Here is a 25,423-nt window from a genome sequence, read left to right on the forward strand (position 1 = left end):
TCGCAAAAGTGGCAGCTGCGGCGGGATGCGAATGTTAGAATCGGACCACTAGACTTTAGGTGCGAGGCGTCTCGTCGCATGTCAGCACGATCTTGCCGGCGAGGTTTCCGCTGGCGAGCCGCTCCAGTGCTTGCCGAACGTCGGCCAGCGGCGCGACCTCGGCAATGACAGGCTCGATCTTGCGGCTTGCGACGAGCGCAAAGATCTTTGGCAGATCTTCGAGGAATGGCTGAGGGTTCTTTCGATAGAGCAGCGAAATGCCGTAGAAGGTGCCGCGCCGGCCGCGCAGGCGGGAGCCGATGAAAACATCGAAGAACATCCGCGCCTGCGACAGCGCGCTGCTTGCCGCCACAAAACCGTAACCGACCACGCTGCCGCCGCGCCGCACCGCGCGAATGCAGCTCGCGATGTTGGCCCCGCCGATCGCGTCGAAGGCGGCGTCGACGCCGCGGCCTTCATGCGCGCGAACGAGGCGGTCGATCGCGCCCGCTCGATAATCGAGCGGAATGCCGCCAAGTCTTCGGATCAACTCATGCTTGCCGCTTGAGGCCGTGCCATAGGCCTTGACGCCTTCGAGCTTGAGCAGTTGCAGCAGTGCGGTGCCGACGCCGCCGGCGGCGGCAGTGACCAGCGCGGTTGCTCCCGCTTTGACCTTTGCGACGCGATGGATCATCTGCCACGCCGTCACGTAATTGAGCACGACGCCAGCGGCCTCGATGTCGGAAACGCCATCCGGTACGGGTACAAAGTGGCGCGCCTCGCGCGTGATCTTCTCGGCAAAGCCGCCATGGACCGTGAGCGCGGCGACGCGCTGGCCGATGTGAAATCCCTTGACGCCGTCGCCGATCGCCTCGACTTCGCCCGCGATCTCGTAGCCGCCGACAATCGGCAGCTTCGGCGCGAAACGATATTTGCCGGCGAGCATGATGAAATCGGTCGAGCCCAGGCCGCAGGCGCGGATGCGCACGCGTATTTCGCCAGCGCCGGGCTCGGTGACCGGCAGATCGCGGGCCTCCAGGACCTCCGGCCCGCCGGGCCTTGTGATGACATAAGCGCGATAGGTCGCGGCCATGATGCGTCTCCTTGCAAAGCAGCTGCCATGCGGGGAATCTGGCCTCAGTCTGGTCCTAAGAAAATTGCATAATTTTCGGGGTTCGATATACATTTCTGTATGACATCGACCGAACCGGGCTGGGAGCTTTACCGCACGTTCCTGGAGGTGGCGCGCGACGGCTCGCTTTCGGGCGCGGCAAGAAAACTTGGGCTCACCCAGCCCACGGCCGGACGCCACATCGATCAGCTCGAGGCGTCACTGGGCGTCAAACTGTTTTCGCGCTCGCCGCTCGGGCTGAAGCCGACGCCATCGGCGCTCGAACTGGTCAGCCATGCCGAGACCATGGCGGCGGCCTCGCAAGCCCTGCGCCGCACGGCCTCCGGCGGCGCGCGGGAAGATCGCGGCACGGTGCGGATCACGGCGAGCGAAATGGTCGGCTGCGAGGTGCTCCCCGCCATGCTGGCGCGGTTTCGCGACAATCATCCCGGCATCGCGATTGAACTCGCGCTGAGCAACCGCAACGAGGATCTGCTCAGGCGCGATGCCGATATTGCGGTGCGCATGGTGCGGCCGCGGCAGAAATCGCTGCTGGCCAGACGAGTCGGCAAAAGCCCGGTCGGGCTTTTTGCCCACCGCGCCTATGCCGAGAAGTTCGGCCTGCCGAAGACGATCGGCGATCTGCAAAACCACTGCATGATCGGCTTCGATCGCAACGCCGAGCCGCTCAAAAGTCTCGGTCCGATGCCGTGGCCGCTCACGCGCGAGATATTCGCCTTTCGCAGCGACAACGATGTCGCTCAATTTTCCGCGCTGCGGTGCGGTGTCGGCATCGGCGGCTGCCAGCACGGCATTGCGCGCAACTATCCGGAGCTGGTGGGCGTGCTTTCGAAAACCGTCCGCTTCGAACTCGACATGTGGGTCGTGATGCACGAGGACATGCGCGCAACGCCGCGTGTGCGGCGCCTGTTCGATCATCTCGTCGCCTCGCTCTCCGCATTTTTGCGGGGCTAATGGCGAGCGCGACGCGCGAGAAGTTGCGGAACGATCACAATCCACAGCAAATCAGTCGCCGGTAGAAATCCGGTGCAGACTTGCGCCCCACTTTCGCTACATTCGAATCAGCGGTATTTTTTGCTCCGGGATCTTTCGAAGATGACACATTATCTGCTGTCCAATCCGTTTCATTCGAAGCAGGCGCAGGAGCAATTGCAGGAGCGCGCCGAAGAAACGCGCCGCGTTGCGATGATGTCCTCGCGATCGACGCCGGTGTGCGGACATTGCCGTTCCGACGACATCACCTGCGTCGCGACCGCGCAATGGAGCAACGAGAAGCAGGAGTGGGAACTCGCCAACACCTTCCATCGGCCGGCGCACTGCAACACCTGCAATCGCGACGGCGAGATCGTCTGGCTGCCTTTGAACTAGCCTGCGTGCCCCGCCAGCGCTTCGCGTTGGTCTCCGCCGGCAGGACGTTGGGGAGCCGATCCACGCAGAACCGAGCCCATGCGCCAGACGGCGGCGGCAGCGGCCAGCATGATCACGGGCTGTAGCCATGTCATCAGGCCGTCGCGTGGGAGGCCAGTCACGAAAAGCCACTTCAGCGACTCGTAAAGCAGATAGGCGCTGACCAGGCTGATCACGATGCCGGTCCAGCGCTCGACGTTGTAACGCGAGGTGATCAGCATCGCGGCCATGATGATGGCGCCGTATTTGACGAGCTTGCCCGCGATCACCACCACGCGTACCGCCATGGCGTAGGCCGGGTTCTTCGTGAGCGCCCACCCCATCGAAAAAGCGAGCAGGTTGAGGCACGCCACAAACGCGGCGGTCGCCAGGATGCAATATCCGATGCGAAACGCCACGCGGGGTCTTGATATCGTTTCCGCAAACCGCAGCGCGCAGGCTGCCGCCGCCAGCAAGGCAAGGTAGCTTGCGAGGTCGAAGGCGCGGAAGGCAGTCACGTTGAGGTGGCCTAACAGCCCATGGAGATGGTTCGCGGCCCAGACGAGGCCGGGCGAGGCGAGGGCGATTGCGATCCACGGCGGGGCCTGAAGTCCGCGCGCGATCTTGAATGCGCCGGCGGTGGCGAGCACGCAGGCGGCGACCGCGAACAGCCAGTACCAGAGGATGATCGAAAATCCCAGCGTCAGGGGAAACGACACCGCGACCAGGACGGCGAGTACGGCCGCGGTGATGATGTAGGAAAGTGGGGGCATGGAATTTCCTGCGACGCTCGCGTTTTTCTCAGGCCCTGCGGCCGAATTGCCCGCTCGCTTTGGCAAAACGCTGCGACGCGACGGACGCCGGCTTTCCCCGATCCGGCGACCGCGGCTTGTAGTCGTCAAACGACGGCGGGCTGACCACGTGATCGCCGCTCGGCCAGAACAACAGGATGAGCCACAGGCCAAGGTTGACCAGGCCGGCAACGATACCGAGTGCCGGCACACGCGCGCCGAAGTAGTGATGCATCACCGCCAGCACGATCCAGCCGGTGATGACGATGACGGGGTCCCAGCCGATGTCGCGAACGCGCATCGCGGCGAGCGTATAGTGGCCGAACATGTAAAAGGCGACGAAAGCGTAGGCGGGCCATCCGACCGCCAAGAGCTGGTCAACCGTGGTCGGGCGAATGCCGAGGTGGCCGAGGTAGAACACAAACGGGATCGCCAGAATCATGTTCAAAACGCCGAACGCCAGCGAGCCGAGGAAATAATGCAGACGCCCAAGGCGGGCATTGAAGCCGAAGATCATTTCGAGCATCGGTCGCGCTCCCGGTTTTCGCAACCCTAGGCCGTGCGCGCTTGCCGGCGTGTTAAGATGACCGGGATTGGCGTCTCGCGGTTTCCCCGGCGTTGCGGGCGCAAGGTCAATTTGGCCGCCGGTGGAAACAAAAAATAAACCGTGTCGTCCGGCCCCGAAACGCGGCGCCTCTCCAGCTCACCCGAGCGGGGGCAAGGGGAAACACACGGCGTTCCCCGGCAAAATCCGAAGGCCTGATTTCCGCGTTCCAGGAACGCTCATGGACAGTGAGCGTTCGCAAGCAGACAGGCGCCGCAACGCGCGCCAGATGGAACTCGTTCAGAGGAGAATAGGTCATGAGGATTTTCAGCGGCCTCGCGCTGGCACTATCGCTGTCGCTATCGGCTTCCGCCGCGTTTGCCCAAACGAAGACGCCCGACATCTCCAACGCGCCGAGCTCGCAGAACTCCGGTGCCGGGATCGCGGGTCAGCCCGGCAACAAGAACGGGCCGGCCGCGAAGCCCGGGACGACGGGGACGGTCGGTTCAAGCACGAACCCGCAAAATCCCCCTGCAGTCCAGCAGGATGATCCTTCCAAGGTGAAGGGATTGCCCGGAAACAAGAGCGGGCCGCCCGCCAAGAGATAATGCGGGAACCTGCGACGTTCGTGCGGCCCTGCGAAAAGATGTCGCCACACATGCGATCGATTGCCTTTGATCCGACAAAATGAAGGCAGTAATCTTCTCGTAAAGATCTTCGCCTAAGCGAACGTCCAAGTTTCGCCGGCCAACAAGATTCGCGGAGAGATTCGCGAAACAAGATTCGCAAAACAAGATTCGCAAAACGTCATCAATCTAACAGTCGGGGAGGGTCGGATGGAGAACGCCCAACAATGCCGCGCGATCGCGCTGCTTTGCCGCCAGCAGGCGAGCATACATCCCGAACAGAACTGGAAATGGCTCGCCCAGGCCGAGCGCTGGGAGCATCTCGCTGAAGCGAGGGGCGCGCTGAAGCAGGACGCACCGGCAAAGGAAACGCGGGAGCAGCAACCGGCCGCGGCGTAAAATCGCGCGCAGCCTCCATAAGGGCTTGGCGCCGTCATCATTTCTTCAGAATTCACCGCTACCTTCAAAACCGTAGCGATCGTTCGCCGGATGTACGCGGATGGTCCACCGAGCCCCGGCATTTCATGCTGGGGTTTTTCGTTGTGGAGCAGGTTGCTACCGTGCCGTCGCCCGCTATTTGCTTCGGCTATTTGCGTTTTGAGGTGCCGAGAAAGGCGATGGGGCCTCTCGAACCGGCGCGTTTTGCGATAGGTCAAACCTTCGCCCCACCTATCGGTCCATGCTTGCGCGTTGCTCGCAAAGACGAGCCTGACAGGGAAACGCGCCCGACCGGGGGACGCAAATGAGGGAACGGCACGGCGAACTGATCCGGGAGACCGTGTTCTCCAAATCGGGCGCCGGCAAGTCGGCGGTCGCCGCGTCATGGAGCCGATCGCTGCTGGTCCATGGCCTTGATCCCGAAGCGCTTCGCCGCAAGGAACTTGCAGACGATGTCTCTTGCCGTCAGGCGCTGGAGCGATTCGGCGCGCTCGCTGACATCGCCGACAACGCCATGAACCGTTTGTTCGCAGCGGTCGGCGACAGCGGCTGCTGCGTCGTGCTGACGGACGCAAGGGGCCTGATCGTTGGGCGCCGCGGCAAGGCGGGCGACGACGGTTCGTTCCGCGAATGGGGCTTGTGGACGGGGACCGATTGGAGCGAGGCGACCTCGGGCACCAATGGCATCGGCACCTGCCTGGTCGAGCAGCGCCCGGTGACCATCGATCGCGCCCAGCATTTCTTCGATCGCAATACCGCGATGAGCTGCATGGGCGCGCCTCTGTTTGATCACGAAGGCGAACTCGCCGGCGTGCTCGACATCTCCTCGTGTCGGACCGATCTCACCGACGGCTTCCTGCTCTTGCTCAGGAACGCGGTGGCGGACGCGGCCCATCAGATCGAGAGCGAAAATTTCATCCGCACCTTTGCCGATTTTCGCGTCATCGTGGGAACGGGCAAGACCAGCGCGGGACCGGAGCTGTTCGCGGTCGACAAGGACGACTTGCTGATCGGAGCTACTCGGCGCGCAAGAAAGACCTACAACCTTTCGCGCGAAAGTTTTTCGAAACTCCGCCCAATCCGGGACGTGCTCGACGGCGCGCAATCCGCGCCCGATCTCGATGCCGCCGAGCGCGCCGAATTGCGGCGCGCGCTGGCGCATGCGGCTGGTAACGCCGCGCGGGCCGCGCGCGATCTCGGTATCTCGCGTGCCAGCCTTTATCGCCGCATGGCGCGGCTGTCGGTGCGGAGCTGATTGCTCGTCTTACTGCGTCACAAGCAACTTTAACCCCTCATCTTGAGGAGCGCGCTTGCGCGCGTCTCGAAGGATGAAGGCCGGCTAGCGTGGCGACTCTGACGTTCCTTTCAGTTTCGCAGCGATCTCTTCAAAGGAACGTCAGAGTCAAAGCCACACTAGAATCATATGTTTGCCAGTGTCCCTGAGGTTCTGACATTCGTAAGTGTGCCCGCCGCGACAGAATACGAATGTCAGAACCCGGACACTGATGGCTTCATGGTTCTCCTGGCGATGCGAAGCATCGTCCAGCAACGCCGCGCTATTTTTTGTCCCGTTCGCTAACGGCCTCGCCTACGCTCAGCCTGCTCGGGCACGCGGCTCCTCACCATGAGGGTGAAAAACTGCGACGAGCCGCGCCACCCGCCCAAAGTGTCTCGCAATCGAGACAGGTCGAGAGACGTGATGGCTTGACCGCCTAGCCTCTCACTCTCATCCGCATGCACACTCCTCCTTGAGACGCCGTGCAACAGGCGTTGCTTTCGGAGGAATGCCGACAGGCTGCAAGTTCAGGTCTGTGCGAGATGCCTTCCTCCGCTTTTTTCAAGCTCATCAACGGAGGGAAGTGACATGGATGCCAAGACAGACCAGACGTCGAACCTGAAGTCGCCTTTCAAGCCGCGCTACGAGAATTTCATCGGCGGCAAGTGGGTCGCGCCCACCGCGGGCAAGTATTTCGTCAACCCGTCCCCGGTCACCGGCAGATCGATCTGCGAGATTCCGCGTTCGGATGCGCAGGACATCGAAAAGGCGCTCGACGCAGCGCACGCGGCCAAGGACGCCTGGGGCCGCACCAGCCCGGCCGAGCGCGCCAATATTCTGAACAAGATCGCCGACCGCCTCGAAGCCAATCTTCAGCTGCTCGCGCAAGCCGAGACCTGGGACAACGGCAAGCCGATCCGCGAATCCAGCCTCGTCGATATTCCGCTCACCATCGATCACTTCCGCTACTTCGCCGGCTGCATTCGCGCGCAGGAAGGCTCGATCGGCGAGATCGATCACGACACCGTCGCCTATCACTTCCACGAGCCGCTCGGCGTGGTCGGCCAGATCATCCCCTGGAATTTCCCGATCCTGATGGCGGCGTGGAAGCTCGCGCCCGCGCTCGGCGCCGGCAACTGCGTCGTGCTGAAACCGGCCGAGCAGACGCCTGCAAGCATCCTGCTGCTGATGGAGCTGATCCAGGACCTGCTGCCGCCGGGCGTTCTCAACATCGTCAACGGTTTCGGCATCGAGGCCGGCAAGCCGCTCGCCTCTAGCCCGCGCATCGCCAAGGTCGCGTTCACCGGCGAGACCACGACGGGCCGGCTGATCATGCAATATGCCAGCCAGAACCTGATTCCGGTGACGCTGGAACTAGGCGGCAAATCGCCGAACATCTTCTTCCAGGACGTCGCCGACGCCGATGACGATTACTTCGACAAGGCGATCGAGGGCTTTGTGATGTTCAACGTCAACCAGGGCGAGGTCTGCACCTGTCCGAGCCGGGCGCTGGTGCATGAAAAGATATTCGACAAGTTCATGGAGCGTGCGCTCAAGCGCGTCAACGCGGTGGTGCAGGGGAGTCCGCTCGAGATGTCGACCATGATCGGCGCGCAGGCCTCGACCGAACAGATGGAAAAGATCCTGAGCTACATCGATATCGGCCGCAAGGAAGGCGCCCAGGTTCTCGCCGGTGGCGAGCGCAACACGCTGCCGGGCGATCTCGGCGGCGGCTATTACATCAAGCCCACCGTGTTCAAGGGCAACAACAAGATGCGCGTGTTCCAGGAGGAGATCTTCGGACCGGTAGTGTCGGTCACGACCTTCAAGACCGACGAGGAGGCGCTCTCGATCGCCAATGACACGCTCTACGGCCTTGGGGCCGGCATCTGGAGCCGCAACGTCAACCGTTGCTATCGCTTCGGCCGCGCCATCCAGGCGGGCCGCGTGTGGACCAACTGCTATCACGCCTATCCGGCGCACGCGGCGTTCGGCGGCTACAAGCAGTCGGGCATCGGACGCGAGACCCACAGGATGATGCTCGACCACTATCAGCAGACCAAGAACATGCTGGTCAGCTACAGCGAGAAGAAGCTCGGCTTCTTCTGATCTGAAACAGCCTTGCGCCGCCCCGGACGATCGTTCGGGGCGGCCCGTCGCCTGACGAAGCGCTCCCGGCGCCATTGACGTCGACGAGGCGCCTCAGGCGCGCTGCCTTGCTCCCTTTATCCGCCGGTGTCACACTTGATTCGATATTCAAGGTCGATGTCGGGATCATCAATGCTGAAGCTGGTATTTCCGTTTGTCCTCGCCGTCTCGGCTGGGATCAGTCTCGTCGTGCAGCAGGCACTGAATGCAAACCTGAGGGCCGTGCTGAATTCGGCCGCGTGGTCGGGCTTTGTGAGCTATTTCGTCGGCGTCGTCTGCATGGCCTTGTTCGCGCTTGCGCTGCAGGATCCGCTCCCATCAGCCGCGGCTGCGGCGCGCGTTCCCTTTCTCGCCTGGAGCGGCGGCCTGTTCGGCGCCATCTTCATCGCGCTTGCGATCTTTCTCATTCCGCAGCTTGGCGCCGCGACGTTCTTCGCGCTGTTGATCGCAGGGCAAATGTTCGGGTCGATCGTGTTCGACCATTTCGGTTTGCTGGGCCTGCCGGTTCACCCCGTCAGCGCAATCCGCGTTGCCGGCGCGGCGCTACTCGTCGGCGGCGTGGTGCTGATACGCATGTGAGCGGCGCGGCGGGCCCTGTTTCTTCCGCGCCTGAATCGGTGTAGCTTCGCCTCCGCGGTGGGGCGATTTCTCGATGTTGAATGGGCAAGGCAGACGCGTGCGGATTTGGGTAGCAACGCTGGTTGCCGCCGTGTATGCGTTCGGCGTTCTCGGTCCTGCGCTGGCCTTTTCGCATGCGGACCATGTTTCGATCCTGCACTCCCTGGCGGAATCGCACGGGGGATCGATTTTCCTGCACGTCCATCACGACGGTTTGGATCATGATGCGCCCACCAGGCAGGGCGGCGATGTCGGCCATCATTGCTGCGGGATATTCTCGCTTGCCACGCTGTCCGGCGCCGACACGGTCTTGTCGATCTTCGAAGGTCCTTTTGCATTCGTGAGGACTGAACCTGCCGATGAGGAGCCGTTGCTCCGCCCGAGTCGATTGGATCGCCCTCCACGCGACCATGCCGTGATCTGAACTTTCGCGTGAGTTGGCCCCCTGGGGCCGACCGCAGGCTTTGATTCAAGCAGGCACGGTTTCATCTTGCTCATCTATCGACGGACGACCTCCAGATGGCGGAGGGCGGCCAAAGTTGCGTTCCTCGGCTCTTTGGCCGCGTGCGCCTTGACGACCCGCGTTCAAGCCCATGGCATCGCCGGCAATCGCTTGTTTGCCGGCACGCTCTCCTTTGACGATCCGGCTGTCGCCGACGAAGCGATCCTGCCGGTGGTCAGCTCTCTCGATTACCCGGCGCAAGGCAGCAATGTTGCGGAAACCCGCATCAACGCTGCGTTCAACCGGCTGCTCACGCCCACGCTTGCGTTCACGATCGACAGCGGCTGGCTTCATCAGAACTGGCCGATCGGCAATCTGTCGGGCGCGGACAAAACCAATGTCGGCCTCAAATACGAGGCCTGGCGCGACAACCGCCACGAGGCGCTGGTCTCCGTGGGGCTTGCCTGGGGCATCGGTCATGCCGGAAGCGCTGCTGTCGGCACCGACGCGCCCAACACCGTCCAGCCAGGCGTGTTCTTCGGCAAGGGCTTTGGCGATCTGCCGGACTCTCTGTCGTGGCTGCGTCCGTTCGCCGTCACCGGTGCAATCGTCGACGAGACCCCGGTGGGTTCGTCCCGCGCCAGCGCGTTCGCGCCGAACCTGTCGACGGGACGATTTGATCCGCTCGCTGCTCCGGGCGTCGAAACCCTGCACTGGGGTTTTTCGGTGCAATTCTCGACGCTGTATCTGACGAGCCGCTTCGACGGTGGTCCGCCCAAGGAGGAGCCTGCCAGTCAATGGGTGCCTCTGGTCGAATTCAAGTTCGACAGCCCGAGCGGCGGCAAGACGGCCGCGACCGCCAATCCCGGCTTCGCTTATGTCGATCGAACGTGGCAGGTCGGAGCCGAGGTCATCGTGCCGATGAACCACGCTGGCGGCAACGGCCCGGGTTTCCGCGCGCAGTTGCTGCTGTTCCTGGATGATCTGATGCCGTCGATCTTCGGAAAGCCGCTGCTGACCGACAGGGCGCCGGCGGGCCGGGAAATGAAGTGGTGAGGTGTCCGCCAGTGTGGCGGTTCAGACGTCCGCGTCATTGCTGCAGCGGGTTCGTCATGCGGACGTCTGAACCAAAGCCACACTGGATCAATAGGTTTGCTAGTGTCCTTTCGATTCCGAAGTTCGAAAAGTGGCTCCGGAAATGATAACGAACTTCGGAATCGGGACGCTAGCGCACGCAGGGCCGCGTCAAGCCCGCGTGGACTGCGGACGAGAAAATCGTCGCACGAACAGTCCGCCGAAACCAAGCAGCCAGATGTATCTGGCGAGATCGGGGGAGAACGCCGCAACCACGGTGCCGGGGATGAACACGAGGAGCGGAAAGAACGAGCCGATGATTTCGGGGCGGTGCTTTTCCTGGCGATGGATCAAGAGCCAGAGCGCGGAATTGAGCGCCGCAATAACAGTCAAATGAAGACCGTAGAGCACAGCGACGGCGTGGCTCGCCCCGTAACTGGAGGAGAGGCCGTTGGTGACCGGCAGCAGGATGATCGAGAGCAGGAAGAGCAGGTTCAGGAAGACGACGTTGCGGGTGCCGTAAGGCTGCCGCGCGAGCCGTCGCTGATGGCTGAACCAGAAGATGCCGGCGATGACGAAGGACAGAACGAACCCTGACATCCGCCCCGAATAGAGATGATAGAGATCGCTCCAGGTGGGCAGATGGTCGAACTGGCCGCTCTTCGGCAAATCATAGGCAAGTAGCGTCATCGCGACGCCAAAGATGGTGTTACTCAGCGATTCAAGCCGGCGCATCTCGAAATGGTCGGGGTTGGGTTCGCTCATGCTGACATCCCTGATCGGGCCATGCTTGCCGGGACTGCCATTTGTTGCAAATATCGCTCAAACAGTCACGCGCGGCAGGATCAAAAGAAAGGGGGAAGAATGAGGCTCGCTGCAAGACTGTTCGCCATCATGGTTGCGCTGTTATCAGCGCAAACCGCGTTTGCCCAGACGACCTATCCGAACCGGCCGGTGAAGATCCTGGTGGGATTCACGCCGGGCACCGCGCCCGATCTTGCGGCGCGCATTCTCGCCGACCGCTTTGCGGAAATCTGGGGCGCGCCCTTCGTGGTCGAGAATATCGCGGGCGCCGGCAGCAACATCGCGACCGCGCAGGTCGCCAAAGCGCCCGCGGACGGCTACACGCTGCTGATGGGCGGCAACTCCGCGCTCGTGATCAATCCGAGCCTTTACGACACGCTGCCGTTCGATCCGGTGAAAGACTTCGAGCCGATCACGCAGGTCTTCATCGCCGCCAACGTGCTGGCCGTTCCCGCCGAACTGCCGATCAAGTCGGTCGAAGACATCGTCACGCTTGCCAAAGCAAGTCCGGGCAAACTGTCTTACGGCCATGCCGGCGTCGGCACGTCGCAACATCTCGCCGGCGAATTGTTCAAGCACATGGCGCAAATCGAGATCGCTCCAGTGCCCTATCGCGGCACCACGGCGCTGATGCCGGACCTCTTGGCCGGACGCATCACGATGTCGTTTGCCAATATCTCGAACGTCGTGCCGCTGGCGCGCCAGGGCAAATTGCGCGCGCTCGCCATCACGTCGATCAAGCGCTCGCCGCTGGTGCCGGAGCTGCCGACCATGGCGGAGAGCGGCTATCCCGGCTTCGAGGCCGTGCCGTGGTTCGGCCTCGTCGCGCCGGCGGGCGCGCCGAAAGACGTTCTGGACAAACTGCACGACGAAGCCGTCAAGACGCTCGCGCTGCCGGATGTGCGGAAAAAATTCGACGAGCTCGGCATCGAGCCGGTCGGCAATACGCGCACCGAATTCGCAAGCCTGATCAAACGCGAAATTCCGGAATGGGCGAAGGTGATCAAGGACGCGAACATCAAGCTCGGGAATTAGTCTGCGGCGTCACATGCAGCATTAACACCACATCACCAAGAGGTTCGCGTTGAGCCGGAAGCGGACGCAGCGATCACGCCAGCTCCAGCTCCAATCGCGCCTGCTTTTTGGTTTTGGCGGGCGAGATTGCAATCTTCACATTGTCGCCCAGCGCCGTCAGAAAACCGAACAGCCGTTCGAAAGAGTAGCCAGTGAAGTGTCCGCGTAGCAACTTTGACACGTCTGGCTGTGCCAGTCCGATCAGCTTAGACACCTCGGCCTGTGTCATCTTCTTCGCTTTGATGCGGGCGGCGATGGCAATTACAAGGTCCGCCTTGATGAGATGCTCGTCAGCGTTTGGCAGGCCGATGTCGGCGAACACGTTGCCGCTGCTCCTTGTCGATTTGACTTTGCTTTTCATAGTCGCTCTCCGCATACAACTGCTCAGCTTGCTTCAGCCTTACCTTGATTTTATCAATCTCTGCCTTCGGTGTTTTGATTCCGCTTTTCGATTTCTTCTGGAAGACGTGCAGCACATAGATCACGCCTTTGAACTTCACCGTGTAGACTGCGCGGAAGGTGTCGCCATCGAAGTCCGAAATAACCTCAAGAACGCCCGCCCCGCTGAACCCGCCGAGCGGTTTCGTGTCCCGATGCTTCCCGCCCTTTTGTGCCATCCTCAGTGCAAACCCGATAACGCGCTTAACCTCCAGGGGCAACTCGGACAGGTCTTCTTCTGAAGAACCTACAAATTCCAGCGGCGTGTCGGTATCGCTCATCTCGTGCGTCGGGTACCTGTACGCACAGATATAGTATATATACTATAAATGTCAAGCTTGGCCTGACGGGTGTGTAAATCCCTCCGCCGAGCCGACGGTTTCGACGCTCGTGTTCCAGCGGTCGAGATAGGCTCGCGCCGACACTTTTCCCGAATCCAAAAACTCAATTCGATTTTAGTGTCATTTCCGCTGCGCTTAAGCGAGGTTGGCTTGCGAGCGTTCAGCTCCCCTCGATGCCTGGTCGAGGTAGAGCCTCAGCATGGGACCCCCAAGCTGAGGCTCATTTCTTTCTGGATGCGCGTTTTGATGCGCGGCGCGCGCTCACGCCGACGGTGCGGCGCGCGAGCCGCACCGGCTCGTCGCCCGCGTGCAAAAAGCTTGCAGCGATCCTGACAGCAAACCGTTCGTGGTTCTATTGCCCTCGAGGACAATGGAACTTGGCGCTTAGATCAAGGATGATGTGGTCAGACGGCGGCAAATCGAAGGGCCTTTTGGGGGCTGCCATGAGTCAGTTACAGGACATGATCGACGAATTGAGCGTGCGGGCGGACGACAATGACTTGATCGCCTTGCTCGCCACCAGCAGGCAGGCGCGCATTTACAACGCGCATCTGGCGCGGGAACTGCGGGATGTGGTTCGCTTGCTCAAGATCGAAGTGGATCGCTACTACCCGCCGGCGCTTTGCGAGTCGAAAAAAATCCGGATCTTGAGCGGGCCCGGAGTCACGCATTGACCCTCAGCATGAGACCGCGGCACGGTTGATGCGGAAGTCTGAACCGCCCCGCCAGAGCGTTTTCGAGCGAAGTGGATACCGGTTCGCGTGAAGAAAACGCGTCAAAACCAAAACCTAGAGCCCGGTTTTGATTCAATCAAAACCGGATAGGCTCTAGGGTCCGCCATACTCGAGACCGTAGACCGGCGCGACCGGCTTGGCATAGGGACTTGTATCGACCCGATCGTCCCTGGGGTCGTAGCAATAGCGGGGAACGCTAATGTAGTCGGGCGGCCCGCAATATCCGCGCGGCGTGCGGATGATGACCTGTCTCGCTCTGGCGTGGACGCCGTTCGGCACCGGCTGAGCGAATGCGAGCGAACTTGTCATGATGAGCGTCGTGACGAGAGCGGTCGCCAGAACGATTGTCTTCAGTTCCATGCGTCTTTTCCTTCTTCCGCGAGAAAGAACAGAGATCGGCGAGATTGGTTGCGCCTTGCCATAGGCGCTCGTTAACCCGGTCGAAACCATATCAAATTTTCGGAAAATGGAAAACGAACTTCAGGACGGCCTGCGCGTCGATGACTTAGGTCGATGACTTGGGTCGATGACTTGGGAGGGCGTCACCATGACGATGCACAGATCATTCAGCAAATTCGAGATCGATATCGCACGCTACCGCCGCCTCGTGCGGGAGGTCACCGATCCGCTGGCGGTGTGCCTGCTCGCGGTTGTGATCGAAGATCTTGAAGCCAGCTTTCTCGAAACTGGTCGCAAGGAGGGGCCGTCGCCGCCATCGAACGGCATCAACGTGCGGCCAGTCGAAAGGTGAGCCTCGGCGTGGGATCGCCAGGCGTGAGGCTCATTGTTTTGGGCGCAGGCCTTGCGCCCCCACGCTATTTGCAAACCATCTGCGCGTAGGGGATCCCGTTCGCCCACTGCGGCGTCCGCACATCAATCACGGAGCTACCCTCGACCTCCAAGGACTGAGGACGAATAAATCCTGTTCCCTCCAACATCACGGTACCCGGCTCATCAGAGGGGTGCGCGGCAAAAGCGGCATAGCGAGCACCGAGCACAACGACCGCATATTGCCCAGCCCACCAGAACTGGGCCAATGGCGACTCGAAAGTCCAGGTGAGATCAAACTTCCTGATCGGCAGATCCAACACGGTATCCGGGTTCGGCAGCGTGCTGCAGGCGTCGAATAGAATCGCCGGACGTGGTGCGCGAGACATTGCCAGACGGATTGATTGCCACACCTGCATGTCTTGAGTTCTGACAACCGGCAGGCATATCACCTCGAGCGTCAACCACACGGCGGCGATGGCTGCACAGGCAAGCCCCGCGGGCCCAGCCCCCAGGCGTCTCATGACAAGCGGCTCGGTCAGCAGCGATCCGATCAGCATCCCGAGCAGCGTATAGGGCACAAAGCCGTACCTGCGCGGCAATTCGAGATTGATTTGACCGGTTCCGAGCGCGAGCAGGCAAACGACCAGCAGGCTGACGGCTAAAATCGCAAGCAAGCCGATGACCAGAACGAATTCACGTTCGGGCGCAGGCGTGCGGTGTGGCCGGCGTCCACGGGGCGGTGGCGAAGCTATATGTCCAGGCGATGTCGCGCGCGGCCAGAAAAGATAGACGGCCGCGACGGCCACGATCGATACCGGTGCGGCCCAGATGCCACCCAGTGTCATGATCTCAAACAATTGAGCAACAAGTCCGAGCAGAACCGAATGAGAAAATCCCGCAAATCGCGAGATGCTTTCGGACGCGGATGGAATAGCCAATGTGAATCTCACGTGGCCGTCGTAATCCCCGAGGAACGACAGCCAGATCCAGCGATGTGCGACGACCGCTGTCGCCATTGCCGCAAGCGGCACGCTCGTCAAGGCAATCCGTTGCACGACCGAACGAGACATCGGCGTTCCCGCAACAACGGCAATCAGGATGAGTGGCGAGGCGACCAGGTGCGATTCGCCGGTTCCCCCGATCATGGCGCCGAGCAGCGCCAGACAAATGACCGTTGCAGGTCGTGGGACCAGCTGGAGAACTAGCGCGCACGCCACCGTCAGCTGATATGGAAAGATTTCATATGAGAAGTAGTGAAAGCACGAAGTCACGGCAAATGGCGACAACACCCAGATCGAAGCAGCAACCGCGCGCTGGGTTGGATCGAATCTCAAGCGGCGGAGCAGGATGAAAATGCCATAGCCAGTCGCGAGTTGAGAGGCCGCGACCACGACAGCGTAGGCCCACGCATGCGTTCCGAACAGCAGCCACAATCCGAATTGGATGATCTTCGAGAGACCGTACAGGCGGTATTCCATCCCGCCCATGTCGAGACTGAGCCACAGCGTCAACAACGTTTGCCCGGGTCCCTCCCTGTCAAGCAGCTGGGAAAAATGTTCGACAAACCATAGGTCGTCAAAAGTCAGTACTGAATTCAGCGCCGCCAACCCACAATACGCAGCAGAGAAAACTCCGAGGATGACAGGAGTCCGGACCGATCTTGCGAAGGCCCCAATCCGCGAGCGGTGATCACACATTTTGGCCTCGACGCCTGTCAGGACGTCAGAGGCTTTCTACTTTACCGTGCTCGTGGCAATTCATCTCAATGTGCGCAGGAGTGGTTGGAATGTCAGCATCATTTGTGCAGTCAGGACATCATCAGCTCCTTCCCGGATGTTGGACCAAGTTTGAGTCTCCGCACGGCGTTCAAGCCCAACATGTTGTGCTTCGCTTGTGAAAAAAAGCCCTGCCTTGGCGCATGGTGGCCCCATGTCAGTAGGATTTCACCTCGGCTCGACCGTGTTATCGATGCTGCCGATTTCCTTCAGCTTCCTTTGTATCGCCAGGCGATCGAGCGAACGCAGCGGCAGCGACGTGAAAATGCCGATGCGCTGGTTCAGCATTCGGTAGGTATCCTTGAAGGCGAACGCGATTTCAGCGTCGGTTCCGGTTGCTTCAGCCGGATCGGGCACGCCCCAATGTGCGGTCAAGGGTTGACCGGGCCATAGCGGGCAACTTTCCGCCGCCGCATTGTCGCAGACGGTGAAGACGAAATCGAATTGCGGTGCGCCGGGCGCGGTGAATTCGTCCCACGACTTCGAGCGAAATCCCGACGTGTAATAGCCGAGGCCTTGCAACAGCCGGAGCGTTTCAGGATGCACGCGGCCCTTGGGTTGGCTGCCGGCGCTGTACGCGCGGAACTTGTCGGCGCCAATCTTGTTCAGGATCGCTTCGGCGATGATGGAGCGCGCCGAGTTGCCGGTGCAAAGAAAGAGCACGTTATAGGATTCGGCCATGGTGCCGCCTCACGCGCATGAACCGCAGGCGGCCTGCTTCGCGACGTCCGGCTCGGGCGCGCAGCATGATTTTTCATTGGCCACGCGCGCCACGCGTTCGCCGGAGCCGTCGCCATAGTCGATGCTTTCGCCTGACGTGTGGAACGTCTCCCAGGAGATTCCGGCGGGATCGTCGATCCAGGATTTTTCAGACTTGGCGTAGCAGCAGGCGGTGTTGCCTTGCTCGACGATATTGCCGCCGGCCTTGTGCAGCCGCGCGTAGATTTCCTTCAACTCGTCGCCGCTCTCGGCCTGAATGCCGAGATGATCGAGGCCGGCCTGCCGGCCGCGCGTCGAGATCGCGAAATTCACGCGGGGGTCTTCCAGCATCCACTTGGCGTAGTCAGTCTTGATGATCGTAGGCTCAGCGGCGAACAGCGCGGAGTAGAAACCGATGGATTGATTGAGATCGTCAACGGCGACGTGCACGTGAAACCGCTTCATGGCTTACTCCCTCGGGTTTCTCTGGTTTGCAAACGACGGCGGGACCGCATCCAGCGAGCGAGCCCTTGCAGCAATTTTCGGTCAGGAAAGAAACGAGGCCATTCATCGCCTCGAAGCGCGCGGCATAGATCATCGAGCGGCCCTCGCGGCGCACGGTGACAAGTCCTGCCGTACGAAGCCGGTCGAAATGAAAAGTGAGCGTGTTGGGCGCAAGCCCCAAGGTCTCCGCGATGTGGCCCGCGGCCATGCCGTCAGGCCCGGCCTCCACCAAAGTGCGGAAGATTTCCAGCCGGTTTTCCTGGGCAAGCGCGGCGAGGGCGGTGACGGCATCTGTCGTTTCCATATTTCAACGAATATCGAAATAATGACCGGCTGTCAAGAGGCGTCTGAAAAACTGAATGGATCTGCGGCAAGCATTTTCCGGATGATCTAGACGTATGCTCGCGCGCCTGCTGGACTGAGACAATGACGGTCATCGCCGGAATTCCTATTCCCTCCGATTCCCCGGTTTTTCTCGCCGTCGTCGGCATCCATGTTCTGCTCGGATTGGTCTGCACGATCACCGGGATTGTCGCGATGCTGATGGTGAAGGGCCGGGGACGTCATTCCGACGTCGGCACGATCTATTATTGGTGCCTGTCTGGCGTGTTCGTCACCGCCATTGGCCTCTCGATCGTTCGCTTGCCTGAGGACTATCACCTCGCAATCCTGGCGGCGCTGTCATTTGGATCGGCGTATTTTGGCAGGCGCGCGCTGCGGCATCGCTGGCGCAACTGGCCCGTCCTGCATCTGTCGGGTATGGGCACCTCTTACATTCTGCTCATGACCGCGTTCTACGTCGACAACGGCAAGAACCTCCCGTTATGGCGGGAACTGCCGCAAATCGCCTTCTGGATTTTGCCGGGCGCGATCGGAATCCCGATCATCCTTTTTGTGAAGGCACGGCATCCTTTGACGCGGACGGGGCCAACAGGCGAACCGCAAAGGGAGACTCCCTTCCCCTGAAAGGGGGAGGGAGTCGAGGGGGTTCAGATCAGGGTTGCTGCGGTTCGTTGCCGTTCATGAAGGTGAGCAGCGGCTGCCAGGTCGCGCAGAAATGCTCTGACGTGAAGGTCCTGAACGGATTTGGCCCTTGCGGTGTGGCTGGACCCGGCGGTGTCAGCGACTGGACGGTCTGACCGTCGCCGTCCGCGTCGCGGTCCCGATTGAAGCGCGGCCAGAACGGCAGCTGGGCGTGCGGCTTGAGGCTGACCAGAGTGAGATCATTGCCGGTGCTCCTGTTCGGATCGCCGGTCTTCACGAAGTTGGCCCAGTAGGTCTTCATGTCGCTCGCAAGCGTCGCTTGCGCGGAGGTGAAGTTTGCGCCGAAGTTGAAGATGTATTGCAGCTCGGCGGCGTGCTGCGAAGCCGTGGTGAAGCCGGAAGCGTTCACCCCCGGACCCGGGACGCCGGGGGCGCCGAGCTGCGGGGCATTAGGATCGTTGAACTCGTAAGCAAAGACCTTCACGTGCCTCGACAGGTCGCTGTTGGAATCAAACCCGTTACAGGCGAACACGATATCGGTGAAGATCTGCGACAGCGCCTCGTCGACATTGCCGCGGCCGAAGTTGTTGCTCAGACTCGACGGCGGTTGCGGAGCGAAGTTGTGGAAGCCCGCGATCGGATATTGGCTTTGCGCCGTCGATGACGCAGCGACGACGGCCTGGGTGAAGGGCGTGCCAGGGGTGTTGTTGGAGGGCGTCGCCGTCACCAGGGTTTGCAGGAAGAACTGGATCTCCTGCAAGTAGGTGCAGGTCGCCGGCGCCGGGTTCGCACATAAAAAGTTCGGGACCTGACGGTCGAAGCTCGCGGGACCTCCGGCGGCGAAGATTGTCGCAGGCGTGCCGGAGGGCGCAGTGGCCTGACTGGGGAAGAAATCCGGCTCGAACAGCCGGCCTTCGTTGGCGTTGGTGCCTTGCAGCACCGGGACCTGGTTGAACTGGCCGGTCGAGAATGCCGTATGCAGGTCAAGCGGGAGGATCTTCGTGCCGAAATTCGGCGCGATGCCGAAGCCGCCGAAGTCCTTTTCATTCGCGAAGACCTGCGCGACGCTCAGTCCCTGAAGGCAGGCGAGGGTGGCGGTGCCGCCGCAGTCCTGATTGGCGAAGGTGTTGCTCAGCGCCTGGTACGTCGCGAGCGATGGCAGGTCATGATACATGTACGCGCCGCTCTCGATGATCGCGCCGCGGAACAGATCGCGGCCGGTCTTCGTGGAGGCAAGCTGCGAGGAGACGGAAAGGCCGCCGGCGGATTCACCGCCGATCGTCACCGCATCCGGATCGCCGCCGAACGCCGCAATGTTGCGCTTCACCCAGGCGAGCGCGAATTGCTGGTCCATGAAACCGTAGTTGCCGGCATCGCCGACGTTCTGGAAGGTGTTGGGCGCGGTCGCCGCCAATACGCTGGCTGCAAGGAAGCCGAGGCTGCCGAGGCGATAGTTGATCGTGACGACGATGATGTCGTTGTCGGCCACCATCACCGACGGGTCGTAGTCGGAGCCTGCGCCGCTGACGAGCGCGCCGCCGTGAATCCAGACGAACACCGGCAGGTGAGAATGCGGTTTGGCGCTCACCGGCGTATAGACATTCAGGAACAGGCAATCCTCGTTATCGGTAGGCCGTCCCTGCACGCAGGTCGGGCCCGGAGCTGCGGCGACGATCGATCCCTGGCCGGGATTGGGCGCCTGCGGCGGCTGCCAGCGCAATGTGCCTGATGGAGGCTGGGCATAGCGGATACCGAGGAAGACGTTGACGCCGCTCGCCGGATCTCCCGGCAACTCCTGGAAATTCATCAAGCCCTGGTAGGTGCCGGTCGTCGTTGCGACCGGAGGCGTCAACTGGACCGCATGCGACACCGATGGTGTCGCCAGAATGCAAGCGAAGCTCATCGCGCCGATGGCGCCTGCGCGGAACCGCCGTAGCTGCTCTCTCATAGGTTTCTCCCTGTTTTGAAAACGCCGGTATCGCCGGTCTTTAGCCGCCCACTGTTTTTTCGCAGGTCGGTCGCCGATTGCCGGCAGCCTTGCCGACAATGCGAGGGGAGAAATGCTAGGCGCGCTGCTTGTATGGTGGATGACAGAAATGCGGCGGCATTTCGCGGTCGACATTTAAACTAGTGCCCGGCGAAGCGAGACTCACGCACGCCGCGGAATAAAAATTCCGCTATCCGGAAAAATGCCCATGATGGGCATCATCTACGAAGCGTCGTGCTCTCCAAGAATGCGCAAGATCTCTTGCTGCTGTTCCTTCGCGGCCAAAGATCCTGATCCGCTCTTGCCGGTGTTCAGCGTCGCGAGCAGCATCGGCGTCGAGCCGTTTCTGTTGCGGGCGAGTGGATCGGCACCGCCTTTGATGAGGGCGCTGACCGCCGCAGCACAGCGGTTGCGCACAGCGCGGTGCAGTGGCGTGACCCCGCTCTTGTCGACTGCGTTCGGGTCGGCGCCGGAGCGAATGAGCCTTTCGATGATCATGGTTTGTGCGTTTGGGTTCCACACGAGCGACGTGGGTCCGCCGTCGACTGCGTAGTGCAGTGGTTCTGCGCCGCGCCTGTTTCTCGCCCGCACGTCGGCGCCGCGAGAGATCAGCTCCTCGGCGATGCGCCTCTGGTTTGCCGCCGCCGCCATATGAAGGGCAGTGTCTCCTTCGTTGATGTAGTGCCTGATCCGCTCGAAAAAGTTTTCCTTCGCAGTCTGCCGATTTGCGCCGCGGGAGGCTCGTGCTTTTGCCAGATCAGGTGAAGCGTCAAGCAGGCGGATGGCGGTCTCCGTGTCACCGGAGACGATGACGTCCACGAATGCCCTGAAGGGCTCGGCCCGGGTGCTGGACGTCGGCAATTTTTCACACCTCACAAGGATCGGCTATCGCAATTGAGCCTTCAACTCACCCTCGGCCAGGAATTCCGGCACGGGATGGACGGGCGGAATCGGGTCTGGTTTGAGACGAGGAATGTCGGCCATCGCTTATCGACCAGTCGCGCAAAAACGAGGTCCGACCTTACACTGGATTTCGTGTCTGCTAAAGGAGTGGCGCCTGGCCTGCCGGGCGCCCCTCATGCGTCATGCGTTGCCGTAGTGCGCCAAGAGCCTAGCCGGCTGCGAATTCGCTTCGGACATTGGCCACGAATGCCGCCATTTCACGCGGCGAGGTGAGGTGAACGACACGCTTCGACGCCGCCATGTCGGTGACGAGTTGCCGGTACCTGGGCGTCAGGTCGCGGTGGCACCGCGGCAGCGCCTTGTAGCTTGACATCGTGTTGCTCCAGAGCGGGCTGTCCTTCGGCCAGCCTTCCGGATACACGAACAGGCCTTTGAGCAGGCGTTTGGTCACCCGCCAATAGTGAATTGGAAGCGGCAAATCGACGTGGACCAGCGTATCCGCGACGCCGCATCGCTCCCACACGGTCGCGGTGTCACCGAAGCCATCGATGATCCAGCTGTCTTTTGCGAGGAGATCGCGGTGCCACTCCAGATATTCGTCGTGAAGCACCGACCCCTCGTCGTCCTCGAATGGCAGCTTGTCGACGAAGTGGAGCGGCAGTCCCGTGATGATGGCCAATTGCCGGGCCAGGGTCGATTTTCCGCCACCGGCATTTCCAAAAACGGCCACTCGTTTCATAGCGCGAATCAATACCACGTCTGAAGGTTTTCGTCCGATCAACCTGAAAAGCTGACGTCATGCGATAGATGCGTCATGCCGGTATGATCCTGACCTCGGCGTTTCCGGATGAAGCGAACCTTAGGCGTCAGCATCGCCGCGTTGTCATGGCCGTACCTCTAGCTCGACTGCCTTAGCAATCAGTTCTGTTTGTGTCCAATTGCGCGTGAGCCATATTGTCAAAGCCGCGCCAGACAAATGCCAAATCAGCGTTTGATGAGCGTTACTCAAATGCTTCACATTGTAGGACCGAGCAATGATCCATGCGAGCCGAGCGCTTGGGTTTGGGTGAGCGCCTTGAAGAAGATAGGTGTACGGCGAAATTGAATCGAATTGAACGGGTTGGGCTATTTTTAGAAGCTTCAACAGACGATCCACTTGTTCAGTGGTAGCGGTATGGACGGTCGCGGTCGGGCGACCGTCAATCTGTCGAAGTGCATACCAATAGATTGCCCATGGAGCGGTTGCGGCGACAGACAACGCGGTCACCGCCAGCAAGACTATGACGAAGACCAGCCTTCGCGCCAATTCAGATGCCCGGGGTCGCAGCGTTTCGTCCAGCGTATAGCATCGGACGCTACCGCGCCTGACCTTGCCTAGATCGGCCGCGACCCCGCATTGCGAAGGACCATCGATCGCTTGAGCAGCCGTTGCGCATCCGCGGTGCGGCCCTCGTCCTTGTAGAGGGCGGCGAGGTTCTCCAGGATGTCCGCGAGATCCGGATGGTTCGGACCGAGCGTTTTCTCGAAGGTCGCGACCGATTGCTTCCAGAGCCGCTCGGCCTCGGCGTTGCGTCCGCGACGCGCGTAAAGCGCGGCCAGATTGTTGAGCGCCTGCGCGACGTCGGGATGGTCCGGGCCGTACGCCTTCTCCGTCACCGCGATCGATCGCTTGAGCAGCCGCTCGGCCTCGGCATAACGATGCAGATGGAAGTAGGCATCGGCGAGGTTGTTCATGAGCACCGTGGCCTCGGGATCGTTGGGGCCGTGCGCCTTGTCGAGAATGGCGAGCCCCCGCTTGAACAGCGGCTCGGACTGGTCGTAGCGATGCTGATTGCTGTAGACGGCGGCGAGATTGCTCATCGCCATCACGATCGCCGGATTGTCGGGACCGAGCGCTTTCTCCTGAATGGCGATCGAGCGCTTGAGCAGCGGCTCGGCGTCCGCGTAACGCTCTTCCGAGCGGTAGAGTTCGCCGAGATTGTTCAGCACAATGGCGACTTCGGGATGATCCGGACCGAGCGTCTTTTCCCTGATCGCCAGCGAGCGCTTGTAGAGCGTGTCGGCGACGGCGAATTGACCGAGATTGTAGTGGATGGTGCCGAGGTCGTTCAGCGGCATCGCGACATTGGCATCGTCGGGACCATACTGCTTCTCGAGAAGGGCGAGAGACTTCTGGGCGAGCGGCAGCGCTTCCTGGTACTTCCCGGCCCGATAAAGCTCTTTCATCTGCGCCGTGAGCGCGCTCGCCTCATCGTCCGCCGCGCAAGCCGGCGCGCCGAGCGAAAGGCTCAGCGCGAGTGCGGTGACCGCAGCACAGATCGATGCTTTCAGGGCCTTCATGATGCACTCCTCCGCCACTCGATCGGGCGATATCTCAGCCTTTTGTGCCGTCAGGGGCCGGACAGGTTCATCGGGGAGGGTGAGGAGCAATTGCGCGCCTCAAGCCCTCTCCAGACAGTCGAGGCCGGTTCCGCTCCACTAGCCACCAAAGCGCCACCAAAAAATGGTCAATTCGCGCGTCCTTCGCGAGAATGACGTCGGCCGGGCGCGACGTTGGAGGCTCGGCCATGACGAAGCATCTGGATTTCACCAGTCAGGAGTACTTTCGCGACCCCGCCGCGGGGACCGCGAAGCTGCGAGCGGCGGGACCGGTCGTGAAGATTACGTTTCCGCTGGTCGGGACGCTCTGGACGACAACGACGCAGGACCTCGCCAACCAGCTGCTCCGAGACACTCAGACCTTCTCCTTGCGCAAGGACGACGGTGGCGTCGCCGGACTCAGGTGGTGGATGCCGAAAATCGTGCAAACCTTCGCCAACAACATGCTGACCAACGACGAGCCGGACCACACTCGCTTGAGAGGTATCGTCGACGAAGCGTTCCGCAGGCGCGCGGTTCTCGACATGGAGCCTCGCGTGCTGGCGATCGGCAGCGCACTCGCCGACGAGCTGTTCGCTGCCGGGAGTCCAACGGATCTGGTCGAGCGCTACGCGCGAAAGTTGCCGCTTTCGGTCATCTGCGAGCTGCTCGGCTTGCCGCTTGCCGACCGGCCGAAATTTACCGACTGGGCAAGCAACCTGACGCGTTTCACCGGCCCGGTTGCTTTCCTCGGCGCCATTCCAAAAATTTTCGCCATGAAACGCTACATGGAGGAGCGCCTGGAGGCCGCGCGCAACGAGGGCGGCACGGGGCTGATCGCCGAGCTTGTGCGCGTCGAAAAGGAGGGCGGACGCATCAGCCGCGACGAGATGGTGGCGATGCTGTTCCTGTTGCTGTTCGCCGGCCACGAAACCACGACGCATCTCATCAGCGGGTCCGTTTATGAACTGCTCCGCAATCCCGGACTGCGAGACTGGCTGGAACAGGATTGGGGCCGCGCCAACCTTGCCGTCGAGGAATTCCTGCGGTTCGTTTCTCCGGTGCAGTTCACCAAGCCGCGCTTCGTGCGCAAGGATGTGGAGCTCGGCGGCGTCGCCTTGAAGAAGGGCGACAAGATCATGGCCATGCTGGCCGCCGCAAATTTCGATCCGCAAGCGAATGAACATCCGGAACGGCTCGATCTCGAGCGGCGGCCGAACCGGCACATCGCCTTCGGCGCCGGAATTCATTTTTGCCTGGGCCACCAGCTCGCGCGGATGGAAGGCAAATGCGCGCTGCAAGCCTTGTTGCAGCGTTGGCCGAAGCTTCAGCTCGGAATCGCGGATTCGCAAATTCGCTGGCGCACGCGAGCGGGTTTTCGGGCCATCGAGCAATTGCCGGTCATGAAAGGCGGGTGAAGCGGATCGCCAAGGTTGACGACCTGCGTTCTTTCATTAATGGCGAGCGAGGAGGCGACCGCCGCCCGGCAGTCGGTGCTGTGGGTAACCTCGGTCCATTGATTCAGATCAAGCCAGAAAAGGCCGTCACGTAAGCGTCATGTAAGCCGGTCGCTCTAGGGTGGACCTATGAAACGCGA

29 protein-coding genes are annotated in these 25,423 nt (G+C 61.3%); 14 read left to right on the forward strand and 15 right to left on the reverse strand.

The genetic code is table 11. The annotated features are described in order from the left end of the window. Positions 1-55 precede the first annotated feature (55 nt). Entirely contained in the window at positions 56-1,072 is a 1,017-nt protein-coding gene (locus VFB05_RS07375; RefSeq protein ID WP_325010527.1) for a zinc-binding dehydrogenase, read from the reverse strand. A gap of 99 nt (positions 1,073-1,171) precedes the next feature. Here VFB05_RS07375 and VFB05_RS07380 point away from each other — a divergent pair, with 99 nt between their 5' ends. Both VFB05_RS07380 and VFB05_RS07385 read left to right on the forward strand, forming a co-directional pair. After that, on the forward strand, positions 1,172-2,065 hold the full coding sequence (locus VFB05_RS07380; protein ID WP_325010529.1) for a LysR family transcriptional regulator: 894 nt from the start codon (positions 1,172-1,174) through the stop codon (positions 2,063-2,065). 141 nt (positions 2,066-2,206) lie between these two features. Further along, positions 2,207-2,479, forward strand: a complete 273-nt coding sequence (locus VFB05_RS07385; protein WP_325010531.1) for a hypothetical protein — start codon at positions 2,207-2,209, stop codon at positions 2,477-2,479. On the opposite strand, the gene VFB05_RS07390 is transcribed toward VFB05_RS07385, so the two are convergent. Together VFB05_RS07390 and VFB05_RS07395 are read right to left on the reverse strand one after the other, a co-directional pair. Further along, on the reverse strand, positions 2,476-3,270 hold the full coding sequence (locus VFB05_RS07390; RefSeq protein ID WP_325010534.1) for a hypothetical protein: 795 nt from the start codon (positions 3,268-3,270) through the stop codon (positions 2,476-2,478). The genes VFB05_RS07385 and VFB05_RS07390 overlap by 4 nt on opposite strands. A gap of 28 nt (positions 3,271-3,298) precedes the next feature. Next, a complete protein-coding gene (locus VFB05_RS07395; RefSeq protein ID WP_325010536.1) occupies positions 3,299-3,814 on the reverse strand; it encodes a hypothetical protein in 516 nt (171 codons plus the stop codon). A gap of 335 nt (positions 3,815-4,149) precedes the next feature. Between VFB05_RS07395 and VFB05_RS07400 the strand changes: the two genes are divergently transcribed. The 7 genes from VFB05_RS07400 (at position 4,150) to VFB05_RS07430 (ending at position 10,436) form a co-directional block, all read left to right on the forward strand. Further along, a complete protein-coding gene (locus VFB05_RS07400; RefSeq protein ID WP_325010538.1) occupies positions 4,150-4,440 on the forward strand; it encodes a hypothetical protein in 291 nt (96 codons plus the stop codon). Between the two features lie 228 nt (positions 4,441-4,668). After that, complete coding sequence (locus VFB05_RS07405) at positions 4,669-4,857, forward strand: hypothetical protein (RefSeq protein WP_325010540.1); 189 nt, start codon at positions 4,669-4,671, stop codon at positions 4,855-4,857. Positions 4,858-5,200: 343 nt separating this feature from the next. Further along, a complete protein-coding gene (locus VFB05_RS07410) occupies positions 5,201-6,151 on the forward strand; it encodes a GAF domain-containing protein (protein WP_325010542.1) in 951 nt (316 codons plus the stop codon). A gap of 609 nt (positions 6,152-6,760) precedes the next feature. Continuing rightward, complete coding sequence (gene adh, locus VFB05_RS07415; RefSeq protein WP_325010544.1) at positions 6,761-8,281, forward strand: aldehyde dehydrogenase; 1,521 nt, start codon at positions 6,761-6,763, stop codon at positions 8,279-8,281. A gap of 171 nt (positions 8,282-8,452) precedes the next feature. Beyond that, the gene (locus VFB05_RS07420; protein WP_325010546.1) at positions 8,453-8,899 is read left to right on the forward strand and encodes a DMT family transporter; all 447 of its coding nucleotides are present in this window, start codon (positions 8,453-8,455) and stop codon (positions 8,897-8,899) included. 97 nt (positions 8,900-8,996) lie between these two features. Next, the gene (locus VFB05_RS07425) at positions 8,997-9,362 is read left to right on the forward strand and encodes a hypothetical protein (protein WP_325010548.1); all 366 of its coding nucleotides are present in this window, start codon (positions 8,997-8,999) and stop codon (positions 9,360-9,362) included. Between the two features lie 147 nt (positions 9,363-9,509). Next, the gene (locus tag VFB05_RS07430; protein WP_325010550.1) at positions 9,510-10,436 is read left to right on the forward strand and encodes a hypothetical protein; all 927 of its coding nucleotides are present in this window, start codon (positions 9,510-9,512) and stop codon (positions 10,434-10,436) included. A 189-nt stretch (positions 10,437-10,625) separates the two neighbouring features. On the opposite strand, the gene VFB05_RS07435 is transcribed toward VFB05_RS07430, so the two are convergent. Next, positions 10,626-11,219 carry a TMEM175 family protein gene (locus tag VFB05_RS07435; RefSeq protein WP_325010552.1) on the reverse strand — a complete coding sequence of 198 codons (594 nt, stop codon included), beginning with the start codon at positions 11,217-11,219 and terminating at the stop codon, positions 10,626-10,628. A 99-nt stretch (positions 11,220-11,318) separates the two neighbouring features. On the opposite strand from VFB05_RS07435, the gene VFB05_RS07440 reads away from it, so the two are divergent. Continuing rightward, positions 11,319-12,293, forward strand: coding sequence for a tripartite tricarboxylate transporter substrate binding protein (locus VFB05_RS07440; RefSeq protein ID WP_325010554.1), 975 nt, complete (start codon positions 11,319-11,321; stop codon positions 12,291-12,293). A gap of 73 nt (positions 12,294-12,366) precedes the next feature. On the opposite strand, the gene VFB05_RS07445 is transcribed toward VFB05_RS07440, so the two are convergent. Both VFB05_RS07445 and VFB05_RS07450 read right to left on the reverse strand, forming a co-directional pair. Further along, a complete protein-coding gene (locus VFB05_RS07445; RefSeq protein ID WP_325010556.1) occupies positions 12,367-12,654 on the reverse strand; it encodes a helix-turn-helix transcriptional regulator in 288 nt (95 codons plus the stop codon). Then, a complete protein-coding gene (locus tag VFB05_RS07450; RefSeq protein WP_325010558.1) occupies positions 12,623-13,051 on the reverse strand; it encodes a type II toxin-antitoxin system RelE/ParE family toxin in 429 nt (142 codons plus the stop codon). The genes VFB05_RS07445 and VFB05_RS07450 overlap by 32 nt, the downstream gene beginning before the upstream one ends. A 521-nt stretch (positions 13,052-13,572) precedes the next feature. Between VFB05_RS07450 and VFB05_RS07455 the strand changes: the two genes are divergently transcribed. Beyond that, positions 13,573-13,785, forward strand: a complete 213-nt coding sequence (locus VFB05_RS07455; protein WP_325010560.1) for a hypothetical protein — start codon at positions 13,573-13,575, stop codon at positions 13,783-13,785. 153 nt (positions 13,786-13,938) lie between these two features. On the opposite strand, the gene VFB05_RS07460 is transcribed toward VFB05_RS07455, so the two are convergent. Next, positions 13,939-14,205, reverse strand: a complete 267-nt coding sequence (locus VFB05_RS07460) for a hypothetical protein (protein WP_325010562.1) — start codon at positions 14,203-14,205, stop codon at positions 13,939-13,941. Between the two features lie 187 nt (positions 14,206-14,392). Here VFB05_RS07460 and VFB05_RS07465 point away from each other — a divergent pair, with 187 nt between their 5' ends. Next, positions 14,393-14,596, forward strand: a complete 204-nt coding sequence (locus VFB05_RS07465) for a hypothetical protein (protein ID WP_325010564.1) — start codon at positions 14,393-14,395, stop codon at positions 14,594-14,596. A 64-nt stretch (positions 14,597-14,660) separates the two neighbouring features. On the opposite strand, the gene VFB05_RS07470 is transcribed toward VFB05_RS07465, so the two are convergent. From VFB05_RS07470 to VFB05_RS07485, 4 genes are all read right to left on the reverse strand, one after another. Beyond that, positions 14,661-16,223, reverse strand: a complete 1,563-nt coding sequence (locus VFB05_RS07470; protein ID WP_325010566.1) for a hypothetical protein — start codon at positions 16,221-16,223, stop codon at positions 14,661-14,663. Between the two features lie 336 nt (positions 16,224-16,559). Next, positions 16,560-17,072, reverse strand: coding sequence for an arsenate reductase ArsC (locus VFB05_RS07475; RefSeq protein ID WP_325010568.1), 513 nt, complete (start codon positions 17,070-17,072; stop codon positions 16,560-16,562). A 9-nt stretch (positions 17,073-17,081) separates the two neighbouring features. Further along, positions 17,082-17,555 (reverse strand): ArsI/CadI family heavy metal resistance metalloenzyme, encoded by a 474-nt coding sequence (locus tag VFB05_RS07480; RefSeq protein ID WP_325010571.1) that lies wholly within the window; start codon positions 17,553-17,555, stop codon positions 17,082-17,084. Further along, positions 17,524-17,898: a metalloregulator ArsR/SmtB family transcription factor gene (locus VFB05_RS07485; RefSeq protein WP_325010573.1), complete on the reverse strand. Its 375-nt coding sequence runs from the start codon at positions 17,896-17,898 to the stop codon at positions 17,524-17,526. Before VFB05_RS07485 ends, VFB05_RS07480 begins: the two co-directional genes overlap by 32 nt. 122 nt (positions 17,899-18,020) lie before the next feature. Between VFB05_RS07485 and VFB05_RS07490 the strand changes: the two genes are divergently transcribed. Next, positions 18,021-18,560, forward strand: coding sequence for a hypothetical protein (locus tag VFB05_RS07490; RefSeq protein ID WP_325010575.1), 540 nt, complete (start codon positions 18,021-18,023; stop codon positions 18,558-18,560). 28 nt (positions 18,561-18,588) lie between these two features. On the opposite strand, the gene VFB05_RS07495 is transcribed toward VFB05_RS07490, so the two are convergent. The 4 genes from VFB05_RS07495 to VFB05_RS07510 form a co-directional block, all read right to left on the reverse strand. Then, positions 18,589-20,526 carry a carboxylesterase/lipase family protein gene (locus VFB05_RS07495; protein WP_325010577.1) on the reverse strand — a complete coding sequence of 646 codons (1,938 nt, stop codon included), beginning with the start codon at positions 20,524-20,526 and terminating at the stop codon, positions 18,589-18,591. Positions 20,527-20,787: 261 nt separating this feature from the next. Then, positions 20,788-21,384, reverse strand: coding sequence for an ankyrin repeat domain-containing protein (locus VFB05_RS07500; RefSeq protein WP_325010579.1), 597 nt, complete (start codon positions 21,382-21,384; stop codon positions 20,788-20,790). A gap of 292 nt (positions 21,385-21,676) precedes the next feature. After that, positions 21,677-22,198, reverse strand: a complete 522-nt coding sequence (locus VFB05_RS07505) for a hypothetical protein (protein ID WP_325010581.1) — start codon at positions 22,196-22,198, stop codon at positions 21,677-21,679. Between the two features lie 644 nt (positions 22,199-22,842). Then, on the reverse strand, positions 22,843-23,808 hold the full coding sequence (locus VFB05_RS07510) for a tetratricopeptide repeat protein (RefSeq protein ID WP_325010583.1): 966 nt from the start codon (positions 23,806-23,808) through the stop codon (positions 22,843-22,845). A gap of 227 nt (positions 23,809-24,035) precedes the next feature. Here VFB05_RS07510 and VFB05_RS07515 point away from each other — a divergent pair, with 227 nt between their 5' ends. Then, positions 24,036-25,244, forward strand: a complete 1,209-nt coding sequence (locus VFB05_RS07515; protein ID WP_325010585.1) for a cytochrome P450 — start codon at positions 24,036-24,038, stop codon at positions 25,242-25,244. The last annotated feature ends 179 nt before the right edge of the window (positions 25,245-25,423 follow it).

This window comes from Bradyrhizobium sp., assembly GCF_035652035.1.
GTDB lineage: Bacteria > Pseudomonadota > Alphaproteobacteria > Rhizobiales > Xanthobacteraceae > Bradyrhizobium.

Excerpts from the sequence above, each read along its gene's own strand:
- VFB05_RS07395 (WP_325010536.1), bottom strand. The coding sequence starts at position 3,814 with ATGCTCGAAATGATCTTCGGCTTCAATGCCCGCCTTGGGCGTCTGCAT.
- VFB05_RS07400 (WP_325010538.1), top strand. The coding sequence starts at position 4,150 with ATGAGGATTTTCAGCGGCCTCGCGCTGGCACTATCGCTGTCGCTATCG.
- VFB05_RS07440 (WP_325010554.1), top strand. The coding sequence starts at position 11,319 with ATGAGGCTCGCTGCAAGACTGTTCGCCATCATGGTTGCGCTGTTATCA.
- VFB05_RS07475 (WP_325010568.1), bottom strand. The coding sequence starts at position 17,072 with ATGGCCGAATCCTATAACGTGCTCTTTCTTTGCACCGGCAACTCGGCG.
- VFB05_RS07460 (WP_325010562.1), bottom strand. The coding sequence starts at position 14,205 with ATGGAACTGAAGACAATCGTTCTGGCGACCGCTCTCGTCACGACGCTC.
- VFB05_RS07450 (WP_325010558.1), bottom strand. The coding sequence starts at position 13,051 with ATGAGCGATACCGACACGCCGCTGGAATTTGTAGGTTCTTCAGAAGAA.
- VFB05_RS07390 (WP_325010534.1), bottom strand. The coding sequence starts at position 3,270 with ATGCCCCCACTTTCCTACATCATCACCGCGGCCGTACTCGCCGTCCTG.
- VFB05_RS07515 (WP_325010585.1), top strand. The coding sequence starts at position 24,036 with ATGACGAAGCATCTGGATTTCACCAGTCAGGAGTACTTTCGCGACCCC.
- VFB05_RS07485 (WP_325010573.1), bottom strand. The coding sequence starts at position 17,898 with ATGGAAACGACAGATGCCGTCACCGCCCTCGCCGCGCTTGCCCAGGAA.
- VFB05_RS07510 (WP_325010583.1), bottom strand. The coding sequence starts at position 23,808 with ATGAAGGCCCTGAAAGCATCGATCTGTGCTGCGGTCACCGCACTCGCG.
- VFB05_RS07455 (WP_325010560.1), top strand. The coding sequence starts at position 13,573 with ATGATCGACGAATTGAGCGTGCGGGCGGACGACAATGACTTGATCGCC.
- VFB05_RS07435 (WP_325010552.1), bottom strand. The coding sequence starts at position 11,219 with ATGAGCGAACCCAACCCCGACCATTTCGAGATGCGCCGGCTTGAATCG.
- adh (WP_325010544.1), top strand. The coding sequence starts at position 6,761 with ATGGATGCCAAGACAGACCAGACGTCGAACCTGAAGTCGCCTTTCAAG.
- VFB05_RS07495 (WP_325010577.1), bottom strand. The coding sequence starts at position 20,526 with ATGAGAGAGCAGCTACGGCGGTTCCGCGCAGGCGCCATCGGCGCGATG.
- VFB05_RS07480 (WP_325010571.1), bottom strand. The coding sequence starts at position 17,555 with ATGAAGCGGTTTCACGTGCACGTCGCCGTTGACGATCTCAATCAATCC.
- VFB05_RS07385 (WP_325010531.1), top strand. The coding sequence starts at position 2,207 with ATGACACATTATCTGCTGTCCAATCCGTTTCATTCGAAGCAGGCGCAG.
- VFB05_RS07405 (WP_325010540.1), top strand. The coding sequence starts at position 4,669 with ATGGAGAACGCCCAACAATGCCGCGCGATCGCGCTGCTTTGCCGCCAG.
- VFB05_RS07420 (WP_325010546.1), top strand. The coding sequence starts at position 8,453 with ATGCTGAAGCTGGTATTTCCGTTTGTCCTCGCCGTCTCGGCTGGGATC.
- VFB05_RS07380 (WP_325010529.1), top strand. The coding sequence starts at position 1,172 with ATGACATCGACCGAACCGGGCTGGGAGCTTTACCGCACGTTCCTGGAG.
- VFB05_RS07410 (WP_325010542.1), top strand. The coding sequence starts at position 5,201 with ATGAGGGAACGGCACGGCGAACTGATCCGGGAGACCGTGTTCTCCAAA.
- VFB05_RS07465 (WP_325010564.1), top strand. The coding sequence starts at position 14,393 with ATGACGATGCACAGATCATTCAGCAAATTCGAGATCGATATCGCACGC.
- VFB05_RS07375 (WP_325010527.1), bottom strand. The coding sequence starts at position 1,072 with ATGGCCGCGACCTATCGCGCTTATGTCATCACAAGGCCCGGCGGGCCG.
- VFB05_RS07490 (WP_325010575.1), top strand. The coding sequence starts at position 18,021 with ATGACGGTCATCGCCGGAATTCCTATTCCCTCCGATTCCCCGGTTTTT.